This window comes from Sphingomonas sp. R647 (assembly GCF_020177055.1).
GTDB lineage: Bacteria > Pseudomonadota > Alphaproteobacteria > Sphingomonadales > Sphingomonadaceae > Sphingomonas.
Genome location: NZ_JAIQXT010000003.1, coordinates 456,522 through 473,308 on the forward strand (window position 1 = coordinate 456,522; position 16,787 = coordinate 473,308).

Annotated in this window: 16 protein-coding genes and 1 pseudogene; 12 read left to right on the top strand and 5 right to left on the bottom strand. The window is 66.0% G+C overall.

Annotation, left to right across the window (positions count from 1 at the left end; translation table 11 throughout):
* Window positions 1-190: 190 nt before the first annotated feature.
* A complete protein-coding gene (gene radC / locus K9B35_RS09240) occupies window positions 191-880 on the bottom strand; it encodes a RadC family protein (RefSeq protein WP_224921537.1) in 690 nt (229 codons plus the stop codon).
* 204 nt (window positions 881-1,084) lie between these two features.
* Here radC and K9B35_RS09245 point away from each other — a divergent pair, with 204 nt between their 5' ends.
* From K9B35_RS09245 to K9B35_RS09265, 5 genes are all read left to right on the top strand, one after another.
* A complete protein-coding gene (locus K9B35_RS09245) occupies window positions 1,085-1,402 on the top strand; it encodes an AtpZ/AtpI family protein (RefSeq protein WP_224921538.1) in 318 nt (105 codons plus the stop codon).
* A 63-nt stretch (window positions 1,403-1,465) separates the two neighbouring features.
* Window positions 1,466-2,230: a F0F1 ATP synthase subunit A gene (locus K9B35_RS09250; protein WP_224921703.1), complete on the top strand. Its 765-nt coding sequence runs from the start codon at window positions 1,466-1,468 to the stop codon at window positions 2,228-2,230.
* A gap of 45 nt (window positions 2,231-2,275) precedes the next feature.
* Entirely contained in the window at window positions 2,276-2,503 is a 228-nt protein-coding gene (locus K9B35_RS09255; RefSeq protein ID WP_224921539.1) for a F0F1 ATP synthase subunit C, read from the top strand.
* Between the two features lie 64 nt (window positions 2,504-2,567).
* A complete protein-coding gene (locus K9B35_RS09260; RefSeq protein ID WP_224921540.1) occupies window positions 2,568-3,059 on the top strand; it encodes an ATPase in 492 nt (163 codons plus the stop codon).
* A 10-nt stretch (window positions 3,060-3,069) separates the two neighbouring features.
* On the top strand, window positions 3,070-3,606 hold the full coding sequence (locus K9B35_RS09265) for a hypothetical protein (protein WP_412103454.1): 537 nt from the start codon (window positions 3,070-3,072) through the stop codon (window positions 3,604-3,606).
* A gap of 179 nt (window positions 3,607-3,785) precedes the next feature.
* Here the strand turns inward: K9B35_RS09265 and K9B35_RS09270 are convergent, their stop codons facing one another.
* Both K9B35_RS09270 and K9B35_RS09275 read right to left on the bottom strand, forming a co-directional pair.
* Window positions 3,786-5,105, bottom strand: coding sequence for an amidohydrolase (locus K9B35_RS09270; protein ID WP_224921542.1), 1,320 nt, complete (start codon window positions 5,103-5,105; stop codon window positions 3,786-3,788).
* A 66-nt stretch (window positions 5,106-5,171) separates the two neighbouring features.
* Window positions 5,172-6,344 (bottom strand): rhomboid family intramembrane serine protease, encoded by a 1,173-nt coding sequence (locus tag K9B35_RS09275; RefSeq protein WP_224921543.1) that lies wholly within the window; start codon window positions 6,342-6,344, stop codon window positions 5,172-5,174.
* A gap of 83 nt (window positions 6,345-6,427) precedes the next feature.
* On the opposite strand from K9B35_RS09275, the gene uvrC reads away from it, so the two are divergent.
* The 3 genes and pseudogenes from uvrC to K9B35_RS09290 all read left to right on the top strand — a co-directional run bounded on the left by uvrC (window position 6,428) and on the right by K9B35_RS09290 (window position 8,934).
* Window positions 6,428-8,347 (top strand): excinuclease ABC subunit UvrC, encoded by a 1,920-nt coding sequence (gene uvrC, locus K9B35_RS09280; protein ID WP_224921544.1) that lies wholly within the window; start codon window positions 6,428-6,430, stop codon window positions 8,345-8,347.
* Window positions 8,348-8,462: 115 nt separating this feature from the next.
* On the top strand, window positions 8,463-8,807 hold the full coding sequence (locus tag K9B35_RS09285) for a hypothetical protein (RefSeq protein WP_224921545.1): 345 nt from the start codon (window positions 8,463-8,465) through the stop codon (window positions 8,805-8,807).
* A 50-nt stretch (window positions 8,808-8,857) separates the two neighbouring features.
* A pseudogene (locus K9B35_RS09290) lies at window positions 8,858-8,934 on the top strand.
* Between the two features lie 49 nt (window positions 8,935-8,983).
* Here the strand turns inward: K9B35_RS09290 and K9B35_RS09300 are convergent.
* Entirely contained in the window at window positions 8,984-10,213 is a 1,230-nt protein-coding gene (locus K9B35_RS09300; protein WP_263622445.1) for a DUF2254 domain-containing protein, read from the bottom strand.
* 169 nt (window positions 10,214-10,382) lie between these two features.
* On the opposite strand from K9B35_RS09300, the gene K9B35_RS09305 reads away from it, so the two are divergent.
* Window positions 10,383-13,181, top strand: coding sequence for a DUF3857 domain-containing protein (locus K9B35_RS09305; RefSeq protein ID WP_224921546.1), 2,799 nt, complete (start codon window positions 10,383-10,385; stop codon window positions 13,179-13,181).
* Between the two features lie 127 nt (window positions 13,182-13,308).
* Here K9B35_RS09305 and K9B35_RS09310 read toward each other — a convergent pair whose 3' ends face one another.
* Window positions 13,309-14,148 carry a 23S rRNA (adenine(2030)-N(6))-methyltransferase RlmJ gene (locus K9B35_RS09310; protein ID WP_224921547.1) on the bottom strand — a complete coding sequence of 280 codons (840 nt, stop codon included), beginning with the start codon at window positions 14,146-14,148 and terminating at the stop codon, window positions 13,309-13,311.
* A gap of 176 nt (window positions 14,149-14,324) precedes the next feature.
* On the opposite strand from K9B35_RS09310, the gene K9B35_RS09315 reads away from it, so the two are divergent.
* From K9B35_RS09315 to K9B35_RS09325, 3 genes are all read left to right on the top strand, one after another.
* Window positions 14,325-14,645, top strand: a complete 321-nt coding sequence (locus tag K9B35_RS09315) for a hypothetical protein (protein WP_224921704.1) — start codon at window positions 14,325-14,327, stop codon at window positions 14,643-14,645.
* Window positions 14,646-14,909: 264 nt separating this feature from the next.
* Window positions 14,910-15,863, top strand: a complete 954-nt coding sequence (locus tag K9B35_RS09320) for a polysaccharide deacetylase (RefSeq protein WP_224921548.1) — start codon at window positions 14,910-14,912, stop codon at window positions 15,861-15,863.
* Window positions 15,860-16,780, top strand: a complete 921-nt coding sequence (locus K9B35_RS09325) for a GNAT family N-acetyltransferase (protein WP_224921549.1) — start codon at window positions 15,860-15,862, stop codon at window positions 16,778-16,780. Before K9B35_RS09320 ends, K9B35_RS09325 begins: the two co-directional genes overlap by 4 nt.
* Window positions 16,781-16,787 lie beyond the last annotated feature (7 nt).

A 16,787-nucleotide genomic window follows, 5' to 3' on the forward strand; every position in this document is an offset into this window, starting at 1 on the left:
GCCGGAGTACGCTTCGGCGGCCGTTTTGGTTCTGGCGTGGGTAGAAGCGACCAAAGCCGTCACCCCCCGCGAAAGCGGGGGCCCATCTCCTGCACGATCGGCGCAACGCACCGGTGAGGCGAGTGGACAGTCCCGGAGATGGGCGCCCGCTTTCGCGGGGGTGACGATGGTAGGCAAAATCCGGTCGGACCTACATCAACCCCTGCGCACGCAGGCTGACATGCCCACCGGTGCCGATGACAATATGGTCATGCACCGCAATCCCCAGCCGCTTGCCCGCCTCGACAATATTGCGCGTCAGCTCGATATCCGCCCGGCTCGGGCTCGGATCACCGCTTGGATGATTGTGCACCAGAATGATCGCGGTCGATCCAAGGTCGATCGCGCGGCGGATGACTTCGCGGACATAGACCGGCGCCTCGTCCACCGACCCTTCCTGCATCAATTCGTCGCGGATCAGCATGTTGCGGCTATTAAGATGCAGCACCCGCACGCGCTCGATCACATGATGCGCCATGTCCGCGCGCAGATAATCCAGCAGCGCCTGCCAGTTCGACAGGATCGGTCGCGCCGCCACCTCACTCTTTAACAGCCGCAACGCGGCGGCATGCGCGATCTTGAGCGCGGCGGCCGAGGTCTCACCCATCCCCGGCACGCGTGCGATCGCCGCTGCGTCGGCGGTCAGCAGCCCGGCAATGCCACCGAACTGGTGCAGCAACGCCTTGGCCAGCGGCTTGGTATCCCGCCGCGGAATCGCGAGCGTCAGCAGATACTCGACCAGCTCATGGTCAAGCAGCCCGTCGGCATCGGCGAGCAGCCGCGACCGCAACCGCGCGCGATGCCCGGTTCCATCGGTAATCGCTTCGCCGCCGTCCCCCATAAGAGGAGCCTAGCGGCAGAGGCCAGGGCGGGGAAGGGGCGCAAATAATCCTCCCCGTGGCGGGAAGGGTCAATGTGAGGATTGCAACAATGTTGCACCGCGGTTGACTCGGGGCACCCCCCTTTCTAAAGCGCGCGTGCCTTGGCGGGCTCGCCGCTCGGCCCATGCGTTTCGCCCTGGTATCTGACTGGCGGAGGAAGCGAAATGACCGAGAACGAGCCCGGACCGGACCCCCTCAAGGAGGATGCCCGCATCACTTCGCTCAATGAGCGGCTGGCGCGGGCGAAATCCGAAGAGGCGGATCGGCGGGGCGAGGGGCAACAGGCCGGCGATCGTGATTATCGCATGGGCAACCGCGTCCTCGCCGAGCTGATCGGAGGAATGGTTGGGGGGGCGCTGATCGGGTGGGTGCTCGATCGGTTCCTGGGAACCTCGCCATGGCTCCTGCTCACGCTGCTTGCCCTAGGCATCGTCAGCGCGTTCAGGAACATCATCAGGATTTCGAACCAGCGCTCGAAGTGACTTTCGGGCGCTTGCGTTACATGGGAAACGGGCGTGGCTGAAGAAGCAGGCAAGATCGATCCGATGCACCAGTTCGAGGTGACGTCGATTGCCGACATGTTCACCATCGGCAATCAGACGATCGCCTTCACCAACAGTGCGCTGTGGATGGCGATCGCCGCCGTCGCGCTGTGGGTGTTCATGCTCGGCGGCATGAAGCGTGAGGTGGTTCCGGGCCGCTGGCAGATGGCGGTTGAAGGCTTCACCGGCTTCATCGACAACCTGCTCAAGGCGAATATCGGGCATGAGGGGCGCAAGTTCCTGCCTTATGTCTTCTCGCTGTTCATGTTCATCTTGTTCGCCAACGTCATCGGCCTGCTGCCGTTTGGCGTCGTCCCCGGCGTGCATCCGTTCACCGCGACCAGCCACTTCACCGTGACCGGCGTGCTGGCGATCCTGTCCTTCTCGATCGTCCTCGTCGTCGGCTTTGCCCGGCATGGCCTGCGCTTCTTCTCGCTGTTCGTGCCCAAGGGTACGCCGCTGCCCGTGCTGTTCCTCGTGGCGCCGATCGAGTTCGTCTCGTTCATGGTCCGCCCGTTCAGCCTTGCGCTGCGACTGTTCGTCGCGATGACCGCCGGCCATATCCTGCTCAAGGTGCTGGCGGGCTTCATCATCAATTCGGCCAATGCCGGCGCGGGTCTCGGCCTGCTGGTCGGCGTGCCCAGCTTCGCGCTGATGCTCGGCGTCTCGGCGCTCGAGATCCTGGTCGCTGGCGTCCAGGCCTATGTGTTCGCGCTGCTCACGTCGCTGTACATCAACGACGCGGTGCATCTGCACGATCATCACTGAGAATTCTTTCCAACCAACGACTGATTTTTCGAAGGAGTAATTCAAATGGAAGCAGATTCGATCAAGCTGCTCGGCGCCGGTCTCGCGGCGATCGGTGCTGGCCTTGCAGCGCTTGGCGTGGGCAACGTCTTCTCGGCGTTCCTTCAGGGCGCACTGCGCAATCCGGGTGCGGCTGCCAGCCAGCAGGGCAACATGTTCATCGGCTTCGCGGCTGCCGAGCTTCTCGGCCTGCTCGCGTTCGTCGTGGCGGTGCTGCTGATCTTCGTCGCCTGAAGTCTCTCCCGCCCTGCGCGTCGCGCGGGGCGGACTTGAGGACGGACCGCGAGAGGACGGACCAATGCCCCAGATCGAACAAGTCGCGGCGACCTATGCGTCGCAGATCTTTTGGCTGCTGCTGACCTTCGGGCTCACCTTCGTGATCGTCGGCCTGGGCATCTTGCCCAAGGTTTCCGGCACGATGGATGCGCGCGACAAGTCGGTTGCGGACGACCTTGCCGCTGCGGAAGCGGCGCGCTCGGCGGCCGATCAGGCCGAAGAGACCTGGCGCGCGCAGGAAAATGCTGCGCGTGAAGCCGCGCGCAAGCGCCTCGCTGAGGCACGTGCGCAGGGGCAGGCCCAGACCGACGCCGCACTGGCATCGGCCAATGCCGAGATCGAGGGTCGTGTCACCGCGGCCGAAGCCCGGATCGCGGAGGCCAGTGCCGCCGCTGCCGGCGAGATCGAATCGGTTGCGACCGATGCCGCCCGCGACATCGTCGCCCGCCTGTCGGGCGTCAGCGTCACGTCGGCGGAAGCCGGCCAGGCAGTGAAGGCAGCGCTCAATGGCTGAGGTAGCACAAGTGACCGCAGGAACCGCGGCCCCGGCCGAGGTATACCACGCCAAGCCGGCGGTGTTCGGGATCGACGCGACGATGTGGGTCGGCCTGGCGATGCTCGGCCTGATCCTGATCGTGGTGTGGAAGAAGGTGCCGTCGGCGATCGGCGGCATGCTCGACAAGCAGATCGCGGCGATCCGCACGCGTCTGGACGAAGCCAACCAGCTTCGCGCCGAGGCTGAGGCGCTGCGTGAGGAATATGCGCGCAAGCTTGCCAATGTCGAGCAGGAGGCGGCCGCCATGGTTGCCCATGCCGACGAGGAGGCGCAGGCGCTGCTGGTCAAGGCCAAGGCCGATGCCGAAGACCTGATCCGCCGCCGCACCAAGATGGCGGAGGACAAGATCGCCGCTGCCGAGCGCACCGCCCTCGACCAGGTCCGCGCCACGGCCGCCGAAGCCGCGACCAAGGCCGCCGGTGCGATCATCGCGCAAAAGCACGACGCCAGCGCCGACAAGGCACTGGTCAACCAGACGATCGCCGGCCTCTCGCGCCTCAACTGAGCTGCGGGTTCCGGACAAGAAAAAGGGGCGTCGGTCACAAGACCGGCGCCCCTTTTCTTGTTCATCGTCACCCCGGCCCCCGTGCCGGGGTCCACTGTGCGGCAAGCGCGGCGCACGAGGCGCGCACGTCGCGGGTGCGTCGGAGTGGACCCCGGAACACGTCCGGGGGACGAGATTGGCTACTTCCCCAACAAATCCAGCACCGCCACCGTCATCGCCGTCGTCCCCAGCGTCACCGCCGGCTTCGCCTCGACCTTAAAGAACGGCGAATGGTGCGCGGGCAGCGTCTTCTCACCGCGCTTGGCCGCATCCAGCTCGGCCTGCGGTGTTCCGCCGACCACGAAATAGGCTCCCGGCACGCCCAGCTTCTGCTCGATGAAATAGGCGAAATCCTCCGCCCCCATGCTCTCGCGCGGTTCGGTCTTGAGGATGTCCGCGCCGAACGCCTTGGTAAACGCCCCGCGCACCCGCGTCGTCAGCGCCGGGTCGTTCAGCGTCACCGGGGTCGACTCGAACCCGACCCGCACCACCGGCAATTTATCCTCGGGCAGCCCGTTCATCCGCCCGACATTGGTCGCGATCCGCTTGATCCCGTCGAGCAGCTTCTTGCGCGTATCCTCGTCATCCGACCGCACCGTCAGCTGCAGCTCGGCCTTATCGCTGATGATGTTGTGCTTGAACCCCGAATGGAACGCGCCAACGGTGACCACGCCGGGCTTCAACGGCGCGATCTCGCGGCTCACCAGCGTCTGCAGCGCCATCACGATCTGCGATCCCATCACGATCGGGTCCTTGCCCATATGCGGCGCAGCGCCATGGGTGCCGATGCCGTGCACGGTGATGTCGACGCTGTCCGAGGAGGATGAGCTGATCCCCGGCTCCAGCCCGATCTTGCCGGTCGGAAAGCCCGATGTGACATGGAACGCCACCGCATAATCGGGCTTGGGGAATCGGGTATAGAGCCCGTCCTCCATCATCTTGCGCGCGCCGCCGATCCGCTCCTCGGCCGGCTGCACCACGAACACCACCGTGCCCTTCCACCGGTTCTTGAGCTTCGCCAGCTGCCGCGCGGTGCCGATCAGCGACGTGATGTGCACGTCATGCCCGCATGCATGCATCACCGGCTTCACCACGCCGTCGATATCCTCCTGCGTCACGGTTGAGGCATAGGCCAGCCCGCTATCCTCCTTCAGCGGCAACCCGTCCATATCGGCGCGCAGCAGGATGGTCGGCCCATCGCCATTCTTCATCACGCCCACGACGCCAGTCCCGCCAACCTTCTCGGTCACCACGATCCCACCGACCGCACGCAGCTCCTTCGCCATGATCGCAGCGGTCCGGCTCTCCTTGTACGACAGCTCGGGATTCTTGTGGAAATCGACGAACAGCGCCTCCAGATGCGCCGCATAATCCGCCTCCACCGCCGGCGCGAAGTCCGGCTCCGCCAGCACAGGCGCGGCGATCAGCGACGAAGCGAGCAGGGCGGTGAGCAGGCGCATGATGGATCCCCCAAAGGCGTTTGAGCAGAGGGTAGTCAGACGCGCATTCGTTGGAAAGGGCCGTGCTCACCCGGCTGCGGATAGCGACTGCGGCATCGGTTCAGCGGCCCCATCGCCCTCGGCACCGGTTTCGCGTGGCAGGAACCACGGTCCGACGAGCAGTCCGAACAGAAATCCGCCCAAATGCGCCTCCCACGCCAATCCGATCGTGGCATCGCCAACCCATGACATCAACGCCAGCAGCAGGAACAGGAACGCATTCTCCTTGACCAATGCCCAGCCGCTGCGCCGGATCGTCCGCGATCGGATGGCGAGCACCGGTCCCCCCTCAGGGCGTGTGCGCAACAATAGCGCAACAAGGCCGTAAATGCCCCCCGACGCACCCACCATCGGCACGGTCCCCGTCGGATGAAGCGTCAGAAACAGGGCTGCCCCGGCCAGAGCGCTGAACACGAACAGCAGCAAAAAGCGCAGCCAAGCCAAAGGCGGTGGCCCCAGCCGCACCGTCAGCATGCCGCCGATCGCCGCCAATACCGACAGGTTCATCACCAGATGCAAGAGGCCTCCATGCGTGAACATGTGCAGAAAGATGGTCTCGAACCGACCTTGTGACAGCGCGGCGGCGGACAGCCCCCAATCGACAATGCCGTCCAGGCCGCGGGTCGCGATCAGCCAGACCGCCGTGAGCACGCTCGCTGCGCCGATCGCAAAGGCCGGAACATGTGCGGTCCAGTGCAGCGGCGCGGGCTCGGGCGGCTGCAGAGCGAACGGACGATCGCCCTGGAACCATGAATCGCCCTGCTCCTCCATAAGCTCAAGCGCGTTTCGGATCGCTTCCATCACGTCGCGCGGGGCGACCAGTGTCACCCGGTCGCCCGGTATCAGCGTGACAAACTGGTGCGGCCAGCGCTGCCACCAATCCTGCCCGGTGCGCCACCAGCGCCCGTCCGTGTCGGATTTCTCGTAAAACTCCTGGTCATCAAGCGCCGCTTCGACCCACGCCGCTTCGGCATGCGAAACGGTCATCTCGCTCGGTCGAGCCATGAACTGCAGCACCCAGCCGACCACCAGCGGCAGCACCGTGTCCTTCGTGACCAGCGCCTGCCAGTCATACAGCCACAGGATCAGGATGATCGCAGCGAGATTGGGGACCAGCTGAAACAGGCTGTAGATCGGGATCAGATCCCGCAGCCATCCATAGCGGGAACGAATTGTCAGCTCGGTATGCGGCCCCTGCATAGCCTATGGTGTGTCGCGCCGCTGAGGGCTTGGCAAGCGTGGTTCCGCTTTGACCGGAGCGCCGGACTCCCTACATCCCCCCGGTGACCAGCGACCCCAATTCCCCCAACCGCTTCAACGAAGACTCCGCCACCTATGCCGTGCGCGGGTCGGAGACGCCTGACCTCGACGCCGGTGTCGCCGCGATCCGCAACGTGCTCGCGACGCTGCCGGTCCGCCCCGGCGTCTATCGCATGCAGGATGCGCGCGGCGACGTGCTCTATGTCGGCAAGGCCCGCGCGCTCAAAAACCGCGTCGCCAACTACACGCAACCGGCCAAGCTATCCAATCGCCTGCGCCGCATGATCGCGCAGACGCGGTCGATGACCGTCGTCACCACCAATAACGAGGCCGAGGCGCTCCTCCTCGAAGCGCAGCTGATCAAGCGCTTCCGTCCGCCCTACAATGTCCTGCTGCGCGACGATAAGTCGTTCCCCTATATTCTCCTGCGCGGCGACCACGCCTTCCCCCGCGTCCAGCTGCATCGCGGTGCGCGCCGGGCCAAGGGCGACTATTTCGGCCCGTTTGCGGGCGCGGGTCAGGTGCGCAAGACGCTCAACGCGCTCCAGAAACTCTTCCTCCTGCGCAGCTGCACCGACAGCTTCTTCAACACCCGCGACCGCCCGTGCCTGCTCTACCAGATCCGCCGCTGCTCGGCCCCGTGCGTCGATCGCATCGACAAGGCCGGCTATGCCGAACTCGTGTCCGATTCCCGCGACTTCCTCATGGGCAAATCGACCAAGGTTCAGGCGAAACTGGGCGAGCAGATGCAGGCCGCCGCCGAAAATCTCGACTTCGAACTCGCCGCGATCCTGCGCGACCGATTGAAGGCGCTCACCTTCATCCAGGGGTCACAGGCGATCAATGCCGAGGGGATCGGCGACGCCGACATCTTCGCCATGGCCGCCAAACAGGGCCAGATCGGCATCCAGGCCTTCTTTATCCGCGGCGGCCAGAATTGGGGCCACCGCGCCTTCTTCCCCGCGCACACCGCCGATGTGCCGGAGGATGAGGTGTTCACCCAGTTCCTCATGCAATTCTATGAGGAAGTGCCCCCGCCGCGCACCATCTTCGTCGACCGCAACCTCGACGATCTCAAATTGCTCTCCGAAGCGCTCGCCGAACGCGCCGGGCGCAAGGTCGCGATCGGCATGCCGCAGCGTGGGACGCGCCGCCGCCTGCTCGATCAGGCGAAGCGCAACGCGATCGAGGCGCTCGACCGCCGCATGGCCGAATCGACGACGCAGGCAAAGATCCTGCGCGACATCGCCGACCTCTTCGCCCTGCCCGAACCGCCCGACCGCATCGAAGTCTATGACAACAGCCATATTCAGGGTGCGCACGCCGTCGGCGCGATGATCGTTGCCGGGCCAGAGGGGTTCCGCACCGGCCAGTATCGCAAGTTCAACATCAAGAGCGCCGCCACCAACGACGATTTCGCGATGATGCGCGAAGTCTTCACCCGCCGCTTCGCCCGCGCGCAGGAGGAAGACCCCGACCGCGACAAGGGCATCTGGCCCGACCTCGTACTGATCGACGGCGGCAAGGGCCAGCTCAGCGCCGCCCGCGCCGTGCTCGAGGAATTGGGGATCGAGGATGTGTGCATGGTCGGCGTCGCCAAAGGCCCGCACCACGGCCGCGAAGGCCGCGAAGTCTTCCACCTGATGGACGGCAGCGAACGCATGCTCCCGACCAACGCGCCGGCATTGTTCCACATCCAGAAGCTCCGCGACGAAGTCCACCGCTTCGCCATCGGCGCGCACCGCGCCAAGCGCGCCAAGGCGATCGGCGCCAGCCCGCTCGACGACGTCCCCGGCATCGGCCCGGCGCGCAAGAAAGCGCTGCTGATGCACTTCGGTACGGCCAAGGCGGTGCGCGGGGCGAGTTTGGAGGATCTACAGAAGGCCCCCGGCGTGAGCGCGGCGGTGGCGCAGCAGGTGTATGATTTCTATCATTCGCGGTGAGATTGGGTCGTGAATGGGCAAGGGGCCGCTTTCGGAGCGGCGAACTTGGTGTTGGTTGCTGGGTGCTTAGCTGCCGTTCCGGTGTATGCTATCCGCTTCCAAAGGAGAACGAAGAATGCGTGTCCTAGATGTGCCTCGAAGCGTGCTCCGCGAAGCTTTTGACGTTGTAGTTGCTCAGTGGCCGAATGAGATCACCCCGGGAGTGAAGTCGTTTCACATCGGCGGCGGTTGCAACATGCGGGGTTTGAATGACGCTCGCAGCCGCGTTGAGGAATGGGTGAGTTCGAGCCACTTTGAGGGAATGCTCGATCAAGTGATCGGCTCGGCAGAGCATTATGTCTACGCGACCATCCATGCGGCACTACAAAACCTCACAGTTCTAAAAACAAGCGATCTCGACTTCGAAGCGTTTGTCTCGCGGTTTGACGGCCATCCGAACTACAGAGTGGTCGAGAACTGAAGGTGAGCAAGGGGTCGTTATAACACGGGCAAGATGCTACTCGTCGCCTCGCCAGCGTGACGGAATTGGTAGACGTATCGCTACAGCGATCCTCTCGCAGGTGCGGGTTCAAGCCCCGCCGCTGGCGATGACTGAACTGACTTCGAAGGCGTCCACACCGCTCCCCCAACCACCCCCTAATCCGGCCAATCCTCAAACGCCCGCACCACCGCCAGCCGCTCTTCATCCGTCGTCAGCGCCGCGCGTGCCCGCGCCTTCGCGTCCTCCGCCGCATGCCGCGCCGCCGCCGCCCAGTCGGGCGCAACCGCCGCCAGCGCCGCCAGCGTCTTTTGCAGCTTCACTGCGACCTCTACCGTCCCCGCACCGTCGCGTCCGATCGCGCGGCACGCATCGACCACCAGCTTCTCGATCTCCAGCGCCGGGAACACCACGCGGTCATCGGCCGGCTGCCCCTCGACCCGCGCCATCTTGTCGAACACCCGCAACTGCGCGCCCAGCACCGCAATCGCCGTCCCCGGATCATTGACCGCCGGCGACAGCGCCCGCGACGCAATCTCCGACAGCACGATCAGGCCAAAGCGGGGGTCATCGTCGTAACTGCGGTCGCGCTCGACCGTGATCGCCTCGGCGATGCGCGCGTCCACCCCCGCATCGCCGCCGACCACCCATGCGACCACCCGGCCGGAATCGACAAAGCTCCCGGGCAGCACCGCCAGCTGCACCGTCCCGCCGCACCCCGCCATCACCTCGCCCAGCTCGGCGGCATCGATATTGGTGACATAGCCGATCCGCCCGGCACAGCGCACCGCCCGCGCCCCGTCCGGCAGCGGCGGCACCGCCAGCCCGGCAATGCGCGGCCGATGCTGCATCCGCTCCACCGCCGCGACCCCGGCGCGCTCGACCCGCATGATCGTGTCATGCACCCGCCCGAGCAGCGCGATATGCTGGATCCACCGCAGCAGCGTGACGACGATCACCCCGATCAGCGCGATCGTGCCCACGAACAACAGCACGCGCCCCTGCTGGCCGTAAAATCCGGTCGACAGCGCGATGATCCCGACAATCGCGAACAGAAACGCGCCCAGAAAGGTCGACAGCGCATTCTGCGACGTCGAATCCTCGACCAGCAACGCCACCGCGCGCGGCGTGACGCTCGACGTCGCCGCGCCATAGGCCGACACCATCGCGGTCAACGAAAAGGTCGTCACCGCCAACATGCTAGACGCGATGATGCCCAGAATATTGTCGACCGCATCCGCCCCGATCTTCGCCCCCAGCGTAACCGGGACCAGCGGCGCAACCAGCGGCGCCAGCAACGCCAGCACCACCGCCGCCAGCGAAAACGCCGCCGCGCGAAACCACAGCCGCCGCGACACCACGCGCCACACCCACGCCCAGCGACTCATTGCGCGGACCGAACCGGATTCGTAACGATCATGGGGCGACCAACCCGTCGGGGCGGGGGAGGTTCCGGGGAAGGCGGCGGCGGGTGCAGGCATTTTATCATTTCAGGTGATCGCGCTTGCCCCCGGATCGCGAGCCGTTAGGTTCGCTTGGAAACACCGGGGGTTGTCCATGTTCCGTAAGTCCGTGTTCCTGGGCATTTTGCTCGCCAGCGCCGCGCCTGCCTGGGCGGGTGACAAGCCGCTCTACGCCGCCGCGCCGGGCTGGGTGAAGCCAGCCCCGCCGATCGACATGGCGAAGCTTGCGGATGACGCGCCGATATTCCTGGTCATGGATCACCAGCAGCGGCTCGCCGACGGACAGGTATGGCATTATGTCGAGACCGCGACGCGCATCGCCTCGGCCCAGATCCTGGCTCAGGCGGGAACCGTCCAGATGCCGTGGAACCCCGATCATGGCGACCTGATCGTCCATAGCGCCCAGATTCTGCGTGGCGGCGAGACGATCGACCTCCTCGCGGGGGGCAAGGAACTGTCGGTGCTGCGCCGCGAGCAGAAGCTGGAGCAGATGCAGCTCGACGGCATGCTCACCGCGACCATGCCGGTCGAAGGGCTGCGGGTGGGCGATGTCCTGCGGCTGCGCTATTCGACCACGCGCAAGGATCCGACATTGGGCGGAAAGGTGCAAGGCAGCCTGCCGCTGTTCGCCCAGCCGATGCAGGTGCGCTTCGGTCGCGCCCGGCTGGTCTGGCCCGCAGCGGCCAAGGTCAACTGGCGCGCTTATGCCGACTGGGTGAAGCCCGGCCCGGTGGCGACGGCCGGGGGCGACCGCGAGCTTGAGATCGCGCTGCCGATCGCCAAGCCGCCCGAAATGCCGCGCGATGCGCCCGCGCGGTTCCAGCCGATGACCTTTCTCGACGCAACCAGCTATGCCGATTGGGGTGCGGTCGCGAAGACCATGGCCCCGCTCTATGCGACCAAGGGGCTGATCGCGCCGGGCAGCGCGCTGGCGAAGGAAGTCGCGGCGATTGCGTCCGCCTCGGCTGATCCCCGCGCCCGCACCGCCGCCGCGCTGCAACTGGTGCAGGACAAGGTCCGGTACCTGTTCAACGGCATGGCGCAGGGCAATTATGTCCCGCAATCACCCGCCGAAACCTGGTCGCTGCGCTATGGCGACTGCAAGGCCAAGACGCTGATCCTGCTCGCGATCCTGCATGAACTGGGGGTCGAGGCAGAGGCGGTGCTGGTGCACAGCCGGCTCGGCGATCTGGTCCCCACGCGCCTGCCAATGCCGGCGGCGTTCGACCATGTCATCGTGCGCGTGCAGATCGGCACCGAGAGCCTGTGGCTCGATGGAACGTCGAGCGGCGACCGGATGGCCGATCTCGGCAACACGCCGCCCTTCCGCCATGTGCTCCCGCTGCGGACGGAAGGGGCGGGGCTGATCGCGCTTCCGCTGCGTCCCCGCGCGCGGCCCGATGTCGATGCCGAACTGGATATCGACCAGACCGCCAGCATCCACCTGCCCGCGCCGTTCACGCTGAAGGTGACGATGCGCGGACAGGTGGTGCAGATCGTCCGCGGTGCCTCAGCCGCGCTGGGCAAGGCGGAAACGGAGAAGATGATCTCCCGCCTGGTCGGCGAATATGTCAACACCGGCACCTATACCCGGCGCGACCTCAGCTTCGACGACGCGGCCGGGACCGTGGTGGTGACCGCATCGGGGGTCGCCTATCCGGGATGGGAACGCGAGAGCGAGCGTTACAAAACCGGAATCGACAATGCGGTGGCGGCAATCGGGTTCGAACCCGATCGCAGTCGTCCGGCATGGCGGGAGCTGCCAGTCGCCACCGGCGATGCGATGCACGCGCGGATCCGCACCAGCTATCGCCTCCCGGCGGGCGGTGCGGGTTTCACCTTTGAAGGCGACGAGACATTGCCGGAAAAGCTGGCAGGCCGACTGGTCACGCGCCGCGCCACGCTGGCGGGGAATGTCGTCACGGTCGAGGATCGCACCATCGTCACCGGCGAAGAGGTTGCTCCCGCCGAGATCGGCGCGGCCCGGCGCGAACTGGCGCAGGCCAAGACCCGGCTGCTGCGCGCGGTCGCGCCGGCCGCCTATCCGCAGCGCTGGCAGGACGTGGCTGCTGCGCGCAAGTCTGGCGGGCTCAAGAAGATTCAGGCGGTCTATGATCAGGCGGTCGCCGCCGATCCGTCCGAATCCGACGGCTATTTCAACCGCGCCTGGTATCATGAGCGCGTCTTCGACAACGCCGCTGCAGTCCGTGACCTCGACAAGGCGATCACATTGTCGCCGACGGTCGTTTCCTATCTGCGGCGCGCAAGCGCGCATCAGGCGATGGGACAGCTCGACAAGGCGATTGCCGATGCCGATGCCGCCGCTGAACTCGATCCCGGTTCGGGCGACGCGATCCGCACCGCGATCACCCTGCGCGGCGAGAAGGGCGAGTACGACAAGGCGCTGGAAATGGTCCAGCTCCACATCGACGCGGGTGGCAAGGAAAAGCCAAGCTATCTGGCGATCCAGGCCGACCTGCTGGCGCAAAGCGGGCAGGTGGACGAGGCGCTGGCGGTGCTGGACGCCGCGGTCGTGGCGCATCCCGGCAACGCGGCATTGCTCAACGAGCGCTGCTGGCTGAAGGGTACGCGCAAGGTCGCGCTCGACACCGCACTGCGCGACTGCACCCGCGCGATCGAGCTGATGGACAGTCCGGCTCCGGCGCTCGACAGCCGTGCGATGGTCTATTTCCGCCTCGACCGCACCGACGAGGCGCTGAGCGACCTCAACGCCGCGCTGGACGCTCAGCCGGAAATGACCGCCAGCCTGTTCATGCGCGGGGTGATCCGCAAGGCGCGCGGCGAGGCGGGATCGGAGTCCGACATCGTCGCCGCGCGGATGATGGACCCCCAGGTCGATACCCGCTTCGGCAAATGGGGGATCAAACCGTAACGCTTCTAGCCCCTCCCGCTCGCGGGAGGGGTTGGGGAGGGTCTTCTTCTTCTTCCGCCGCCTCTCACAATCCCCAAGCGCCCCCCGCCAGTGAGGCGGGCGCGACGCCGCAAATGGCTGCGGTCGCCTACCGACCGTCGGCTTCCAACCAGTCCGCTGTGATCACGCCCCGATGCCCGTCCGGCGCGAGTGTCGCGCGGAGCGCTTCCAACAGCGGCGGCAATTCCTGCGTGAAGGCATAGGGCGGATTGACGATGAACAGGCCCGCCCCGTTATAGATGCCCGGCTGGTCGGCATCGTACAGCCAATGCTCGACGACCAGGAATTTCGGGATGCGCAGGTTCCGCAGCTTGTTCTTCCACTGCTGATGCGTCACGCGGTCCTTCAGCGGATACCAGATGACCGTCACGCCATGCGCCCATTTGCGGTGCGCCGCCGCCAGGGTGGCGGTGATCCGGGCGCGCTCGTCGGTCTGCTCATAGGGCGGATCGACCACCACCACGCCGCGCGGCGTTCGGGTCGGCAGCATCGCCAGCCACAATTCATAGGCATCGCGCTCATGCACGGCCGCAGGCGACCCGCGCATCACGCGACGCAGTTCGCCGGCGTCCTCGGGATGCTTTTCGTTGAGGATCAGCGCGTCCTGCGGGCGCAGCTGCTGCGCCAGGAACTGCGGCGATCCGGGATAGAGTTGCGGCTCCTCCCCGACATTCACCGCCCGCACTGCCGCGCGGTAATCGTCCAGCAACGGGTTCGCATCGGCAAAGACCCGCACCACCCCCTGCGCTGCCTCGCCGGTGCGCTGCGCCTGATCGCCGCCAAGGTCGTACAGCCCGCACCCGGCATGGGTGTCGATCAGGGTCAGTGCGCCCTCTTTCAGCTGCAAGGCCCGGACCAGCGCGATCAACAGGCTGTGCTTCACCACATCGGCGCTGTTGCCGGCGTGGAAGGAGTGGCGATAATTCATTGAAAATCCAAAACCTGCCGCGTTGCCTCTGTACACGCTACCAACCGAGCCAAAGCCGCCGCAGCCCGGTTGACCACAGCCTCAAATCAGCTTTCGCGCTCGGCGGCAACCAGCGGCTGCACATTCTCGCCCGCCCGCTAGGCCTGGCCGGATCGGTCATGCTAAGAGCCGCGCCTATGTCGAAATCTCAAAACAAAGGCGGTGCCGTTCAGGTCGATGGCACCCTCTACGATTGGCACCTGCAACGCGAACCGCATCTATCCGATGACGAAGGGTGGCGGGGCATGACCATCTCCCTGCAACAGCGCGATGCCCGGCGCGAGGCGTTGGTGGAATTTCCCCCACCCAAGCGGCTGATGAAGGGGTTGCCGCCCGGTCGCCTCCAGCTCGACGACGCGACGATTTCGCGCTGCGTCCGCGCCGCGCTGTCGGCGGGATGGGAGCCGGAGACGCGGGGAAAACCAGTGACCTTCATGGTCGACGCCGAAGGCAATTGAGGTGGCTGGCGCTGCGAGGTGAAGGCTTTCTGAGTCCGAAACGCAGCGCCACCTCCGGGGGCTGTCCTACAAGCCCGCGACTCATTACACTCCCGTCATGCCCATCGCCCCGCCTCCCCCGCACGCCAGCATCGCGCGGAAGTGTCAGGCGGCTCGCTCACATACGGCGTTTTTTGTCAGAATTGTCAGCATACTGAACGCGTCCGTTCACCAATGCCGCCCGCATTTTGCGATTTCTTCACCCCCGTCGGTTAGGCCGCAGCCATGCCCACGCGCGTTTTCCTGACGGTCGATACCGAATTGATGTGGCGGCACCACGCCGCCGGGCTGCCGATTGGTGAGATCGCGGAGCGGTCGCTGGAGCCGGCCGGGGTCGGCATTGGCTATCAGTTGCGCCGCTTTGCCGAGCATGGGCTCAAAGCGACCTTCTTCGTCGATCCGATGCCGGCGGTGGCGCATGGCCTCGATCCGATCCGCCGCGTGGTCGATGCGATTCTGGAGGCGGGGCAGGAGGTTCAGCTGCACCTCCACCCCAATTGGGCCGCCGCGCGGGACGAGGATCGCAGCGCCGCCGCCTCGTTCGAGCTGATCGACTTCACCTTCGCCGAACAGCGCGACCTGATCGCCGCCGCGTCCGACCTGCTCGTCGCCGCCGGCGCGCCGCGCCCAATCGCCTTCCGCTCGGGCAGCTACAGCGCCAGCGACGACACGCTCGCCGCATTGGCCGAACTCGGCATCCGCTATGACAGCAGCCATAATGGCTCCGAACATCCCTGGCCCAGCGCGATCGGCCTCGCCCCGCGTCAGATCGCCCCGGTCGAACATCGCGGCGTGATCGAAGTGCCGGTGACGCTGATTGAGGATGTGCGCGGCCATCTCCGCCATTTCCAAATCTGTGCGCTGTCGACCGCCGAGATGCGCGACGCGCTCGACCATGCGGTGGCGGCGGGCCATGCGGCGGTGACGATCGTCAGCCATGGGTTCGAGCTGGCGAACCGCGCCGGCACCCGCCCCAATGCGGTGCATGTCGCCCGCTTCGACGCGCTCTGTGCGATGCTGGCCGAACGGCGCGGCGGCATGGAGACGGTGCATTTCGCCGATCTCAATCATCTGCCGCTGGGGCAGGACGATGTGCCCCTCGGCCCCAGCCTGATCCGCACCCGCATGCGCCAGGCGCAGCAGCTCTGGTCGAATCTGGTGGCGGAGCGCGCCGCATGACCGCGACCGCGCGTCCCACCCCGCTCAATTTCCGCATCGGCGCGCGGACGTTGATGGCGGTGCAGCGCGACATGGTCCGCGTGCCGCTCAGCCTCGATGAAGCGCGCGAAGGCCGTCTCCCCGTGTTGCCGCCCTTGCCGCGTGAGGCGCATGGCTATGTCGTGACCTCGCTGCCCGAGGATCGGCTGGAGGCGATGGTCTATGCCTCGGGCAAGATGATCGGCTTCGTCCGTCAGAAATATACGCGTTACTATGCCGACCTGACCGGCGGGTTCGACGCCTATATGGCCAGCCTGTCGGGCAATGCGCGACAGGGGGCCAAGCGCAAGGCGAAGAAGATCGCACAGGTCTCCGGCGGCGATCTCGACATTCGCAGCTATCGCACGCCGACGGAGCTGGAGGCGTTCCACGACATCGCCCGCCGCATCGCGCTGCGCACCTATCAGGAAAAGCTGATGGGGGAGGGGCTTCCTGCCAGTCCCGAGTTCATCCGGGGAATGCTGACTGCGGCGGCGGCGGATAATGTCCGCGCCTGGCTGCTGTTCATCGCCGGAGAGCCCGCCGCCTATCTCTACTGCCCCGCGCATGGCGAGACATTGGTTTACGAATATGTCGGCCATGATCCGGCCTTCAACGACTTGTCCCCCGGCGCGGTGCTGCAAGTGGAAGCGTTCCGCGACCTGTTCGACGAGGGCCGGTTTGCGCGGTTCGATTTCACCGAAGGCGACGGCCAGCATAAGCGCCAATACGCGACCGGCGGGGTGCCGTGCGTCGATCTGCTGCTGCTGCGCCCCAGCCTGACGAACCGCGTGACGACAGCGGCACTCGGCGGGTTCAACAAGACGGTGGCCGGCGGCAAGGCGCTGGTGGACGCGGTGGGGCTGGAGAAGCTGTCCAAGAAGCTGCGCCGGGGATAAGGGCAGG

What these genes read in the sequence shown, in the direction of transcription:
- radC (WP_224921537.1), bottom strand. Translation starts at nt 880, where the DNA reads ATGGGGGACGGCGGCGAAGCGATTACCGATGGAACCGGGCATCGCGCG.
- K9B35_RS09245 (WP_224921538.1), top strand. Translation starts at nt 1,085, where the DNA reads ATGACCGAGAACGAGCCCGGACCGGACCCCCTCAAGGAGGATGCCCGC.
- K9B35_RS09250 (WP_224921703.1), top strand. Translation starts at nt 1,466, where the DNA reads ATGCACCAGTTCGAGGTGACGTCGATTGCCGACATGTTCACCATCGGC.
- K9B35_RS09255 (WP_224921539.1), top strand. Translation starts at nt 2,276, where the DNA reads ATGGAAGCAGATTCGATCAAGCTGCTCGGCGCCGGTCTCGCGGCGATC.
- K9B35_RS09260 (WP_224921540.1), top strand. Translation starts at nt 2,568, where the DNA reads ATGCCCCAGATCGAACAAGTCGCGGCGACCTATGCGTCGCAGATCTTT.
- K9B35_RS09270 (WP_224921542.1), bottom strand. Translation starts at nt 5,105, where the DNA reads ATGCGCCTGCTCACCGCCCTGCTCGCTTCGTCGCTGATCGCCGCGCCT.
- K9B35_RS09275 (WP_224921543.1), bottom strand. Translation starts at nt 6,344, where the DNA reads ATGCAGGGGCCGCATACCGAGCTGACAATTCGTTCCCGCTATGGATGG.
- K9B35_RS09285 (WP_224921545.1), top strand. Translation starts at nt 8,463, where the DNA reads ATGCGTGTCCTAGATGTGCCTCGAAGCGTGCTCCGCGAAGCTTTTGAC.
- K9B35_RS09300 (WP_263622445.1), bottom strand. Translation starts at nt 10,213, where the DNA reads ATGAGTCGCTGGGCGTGGGTGTGGCGCGTGGTGTCGCGGCGGCTGTGG.
- K9B35_RS09305 (WP_224921546.1), top strand. Translation starts at nt 10,383, where the DNA reads ATGTTCCGTAAGTCCGTGTTCCTGGGCATTTTGCTCGCCAGCGCCGCG.
- K9B35_RS09310 (WP_224921547.1), bottom strand. Translation starts at nt 14,148, where the DNA reads ATGAATTATCGCCACTCCTTCCACGCCGGCAACAGCGCCGATGTGGTG.
- K9B35_RS09315 (WP_224921704.1), top strand. Translation starts at nt 14,325, where the DNA reads ATGTCGAAATCTCAAAACAAAGGCGGTGCCGTTCAGGTCGATGGCACC.
- K9B35_RS09320 (WP_224921548.1), top strand. Translation starts at nt 14,910, where the DNA reads ATGCCCACGCGCGTTTTCCTGACGGTCGATACCGAATTGATGTGGCGG.
- K9B35_RS09325 (WP_224921549.1), top strand. Translation starts at nt 15,860, where the DNA reads ATGACCGCGACCGCGCGTCCCACCCCGCTCAATTTCCGCATCGGCGCG.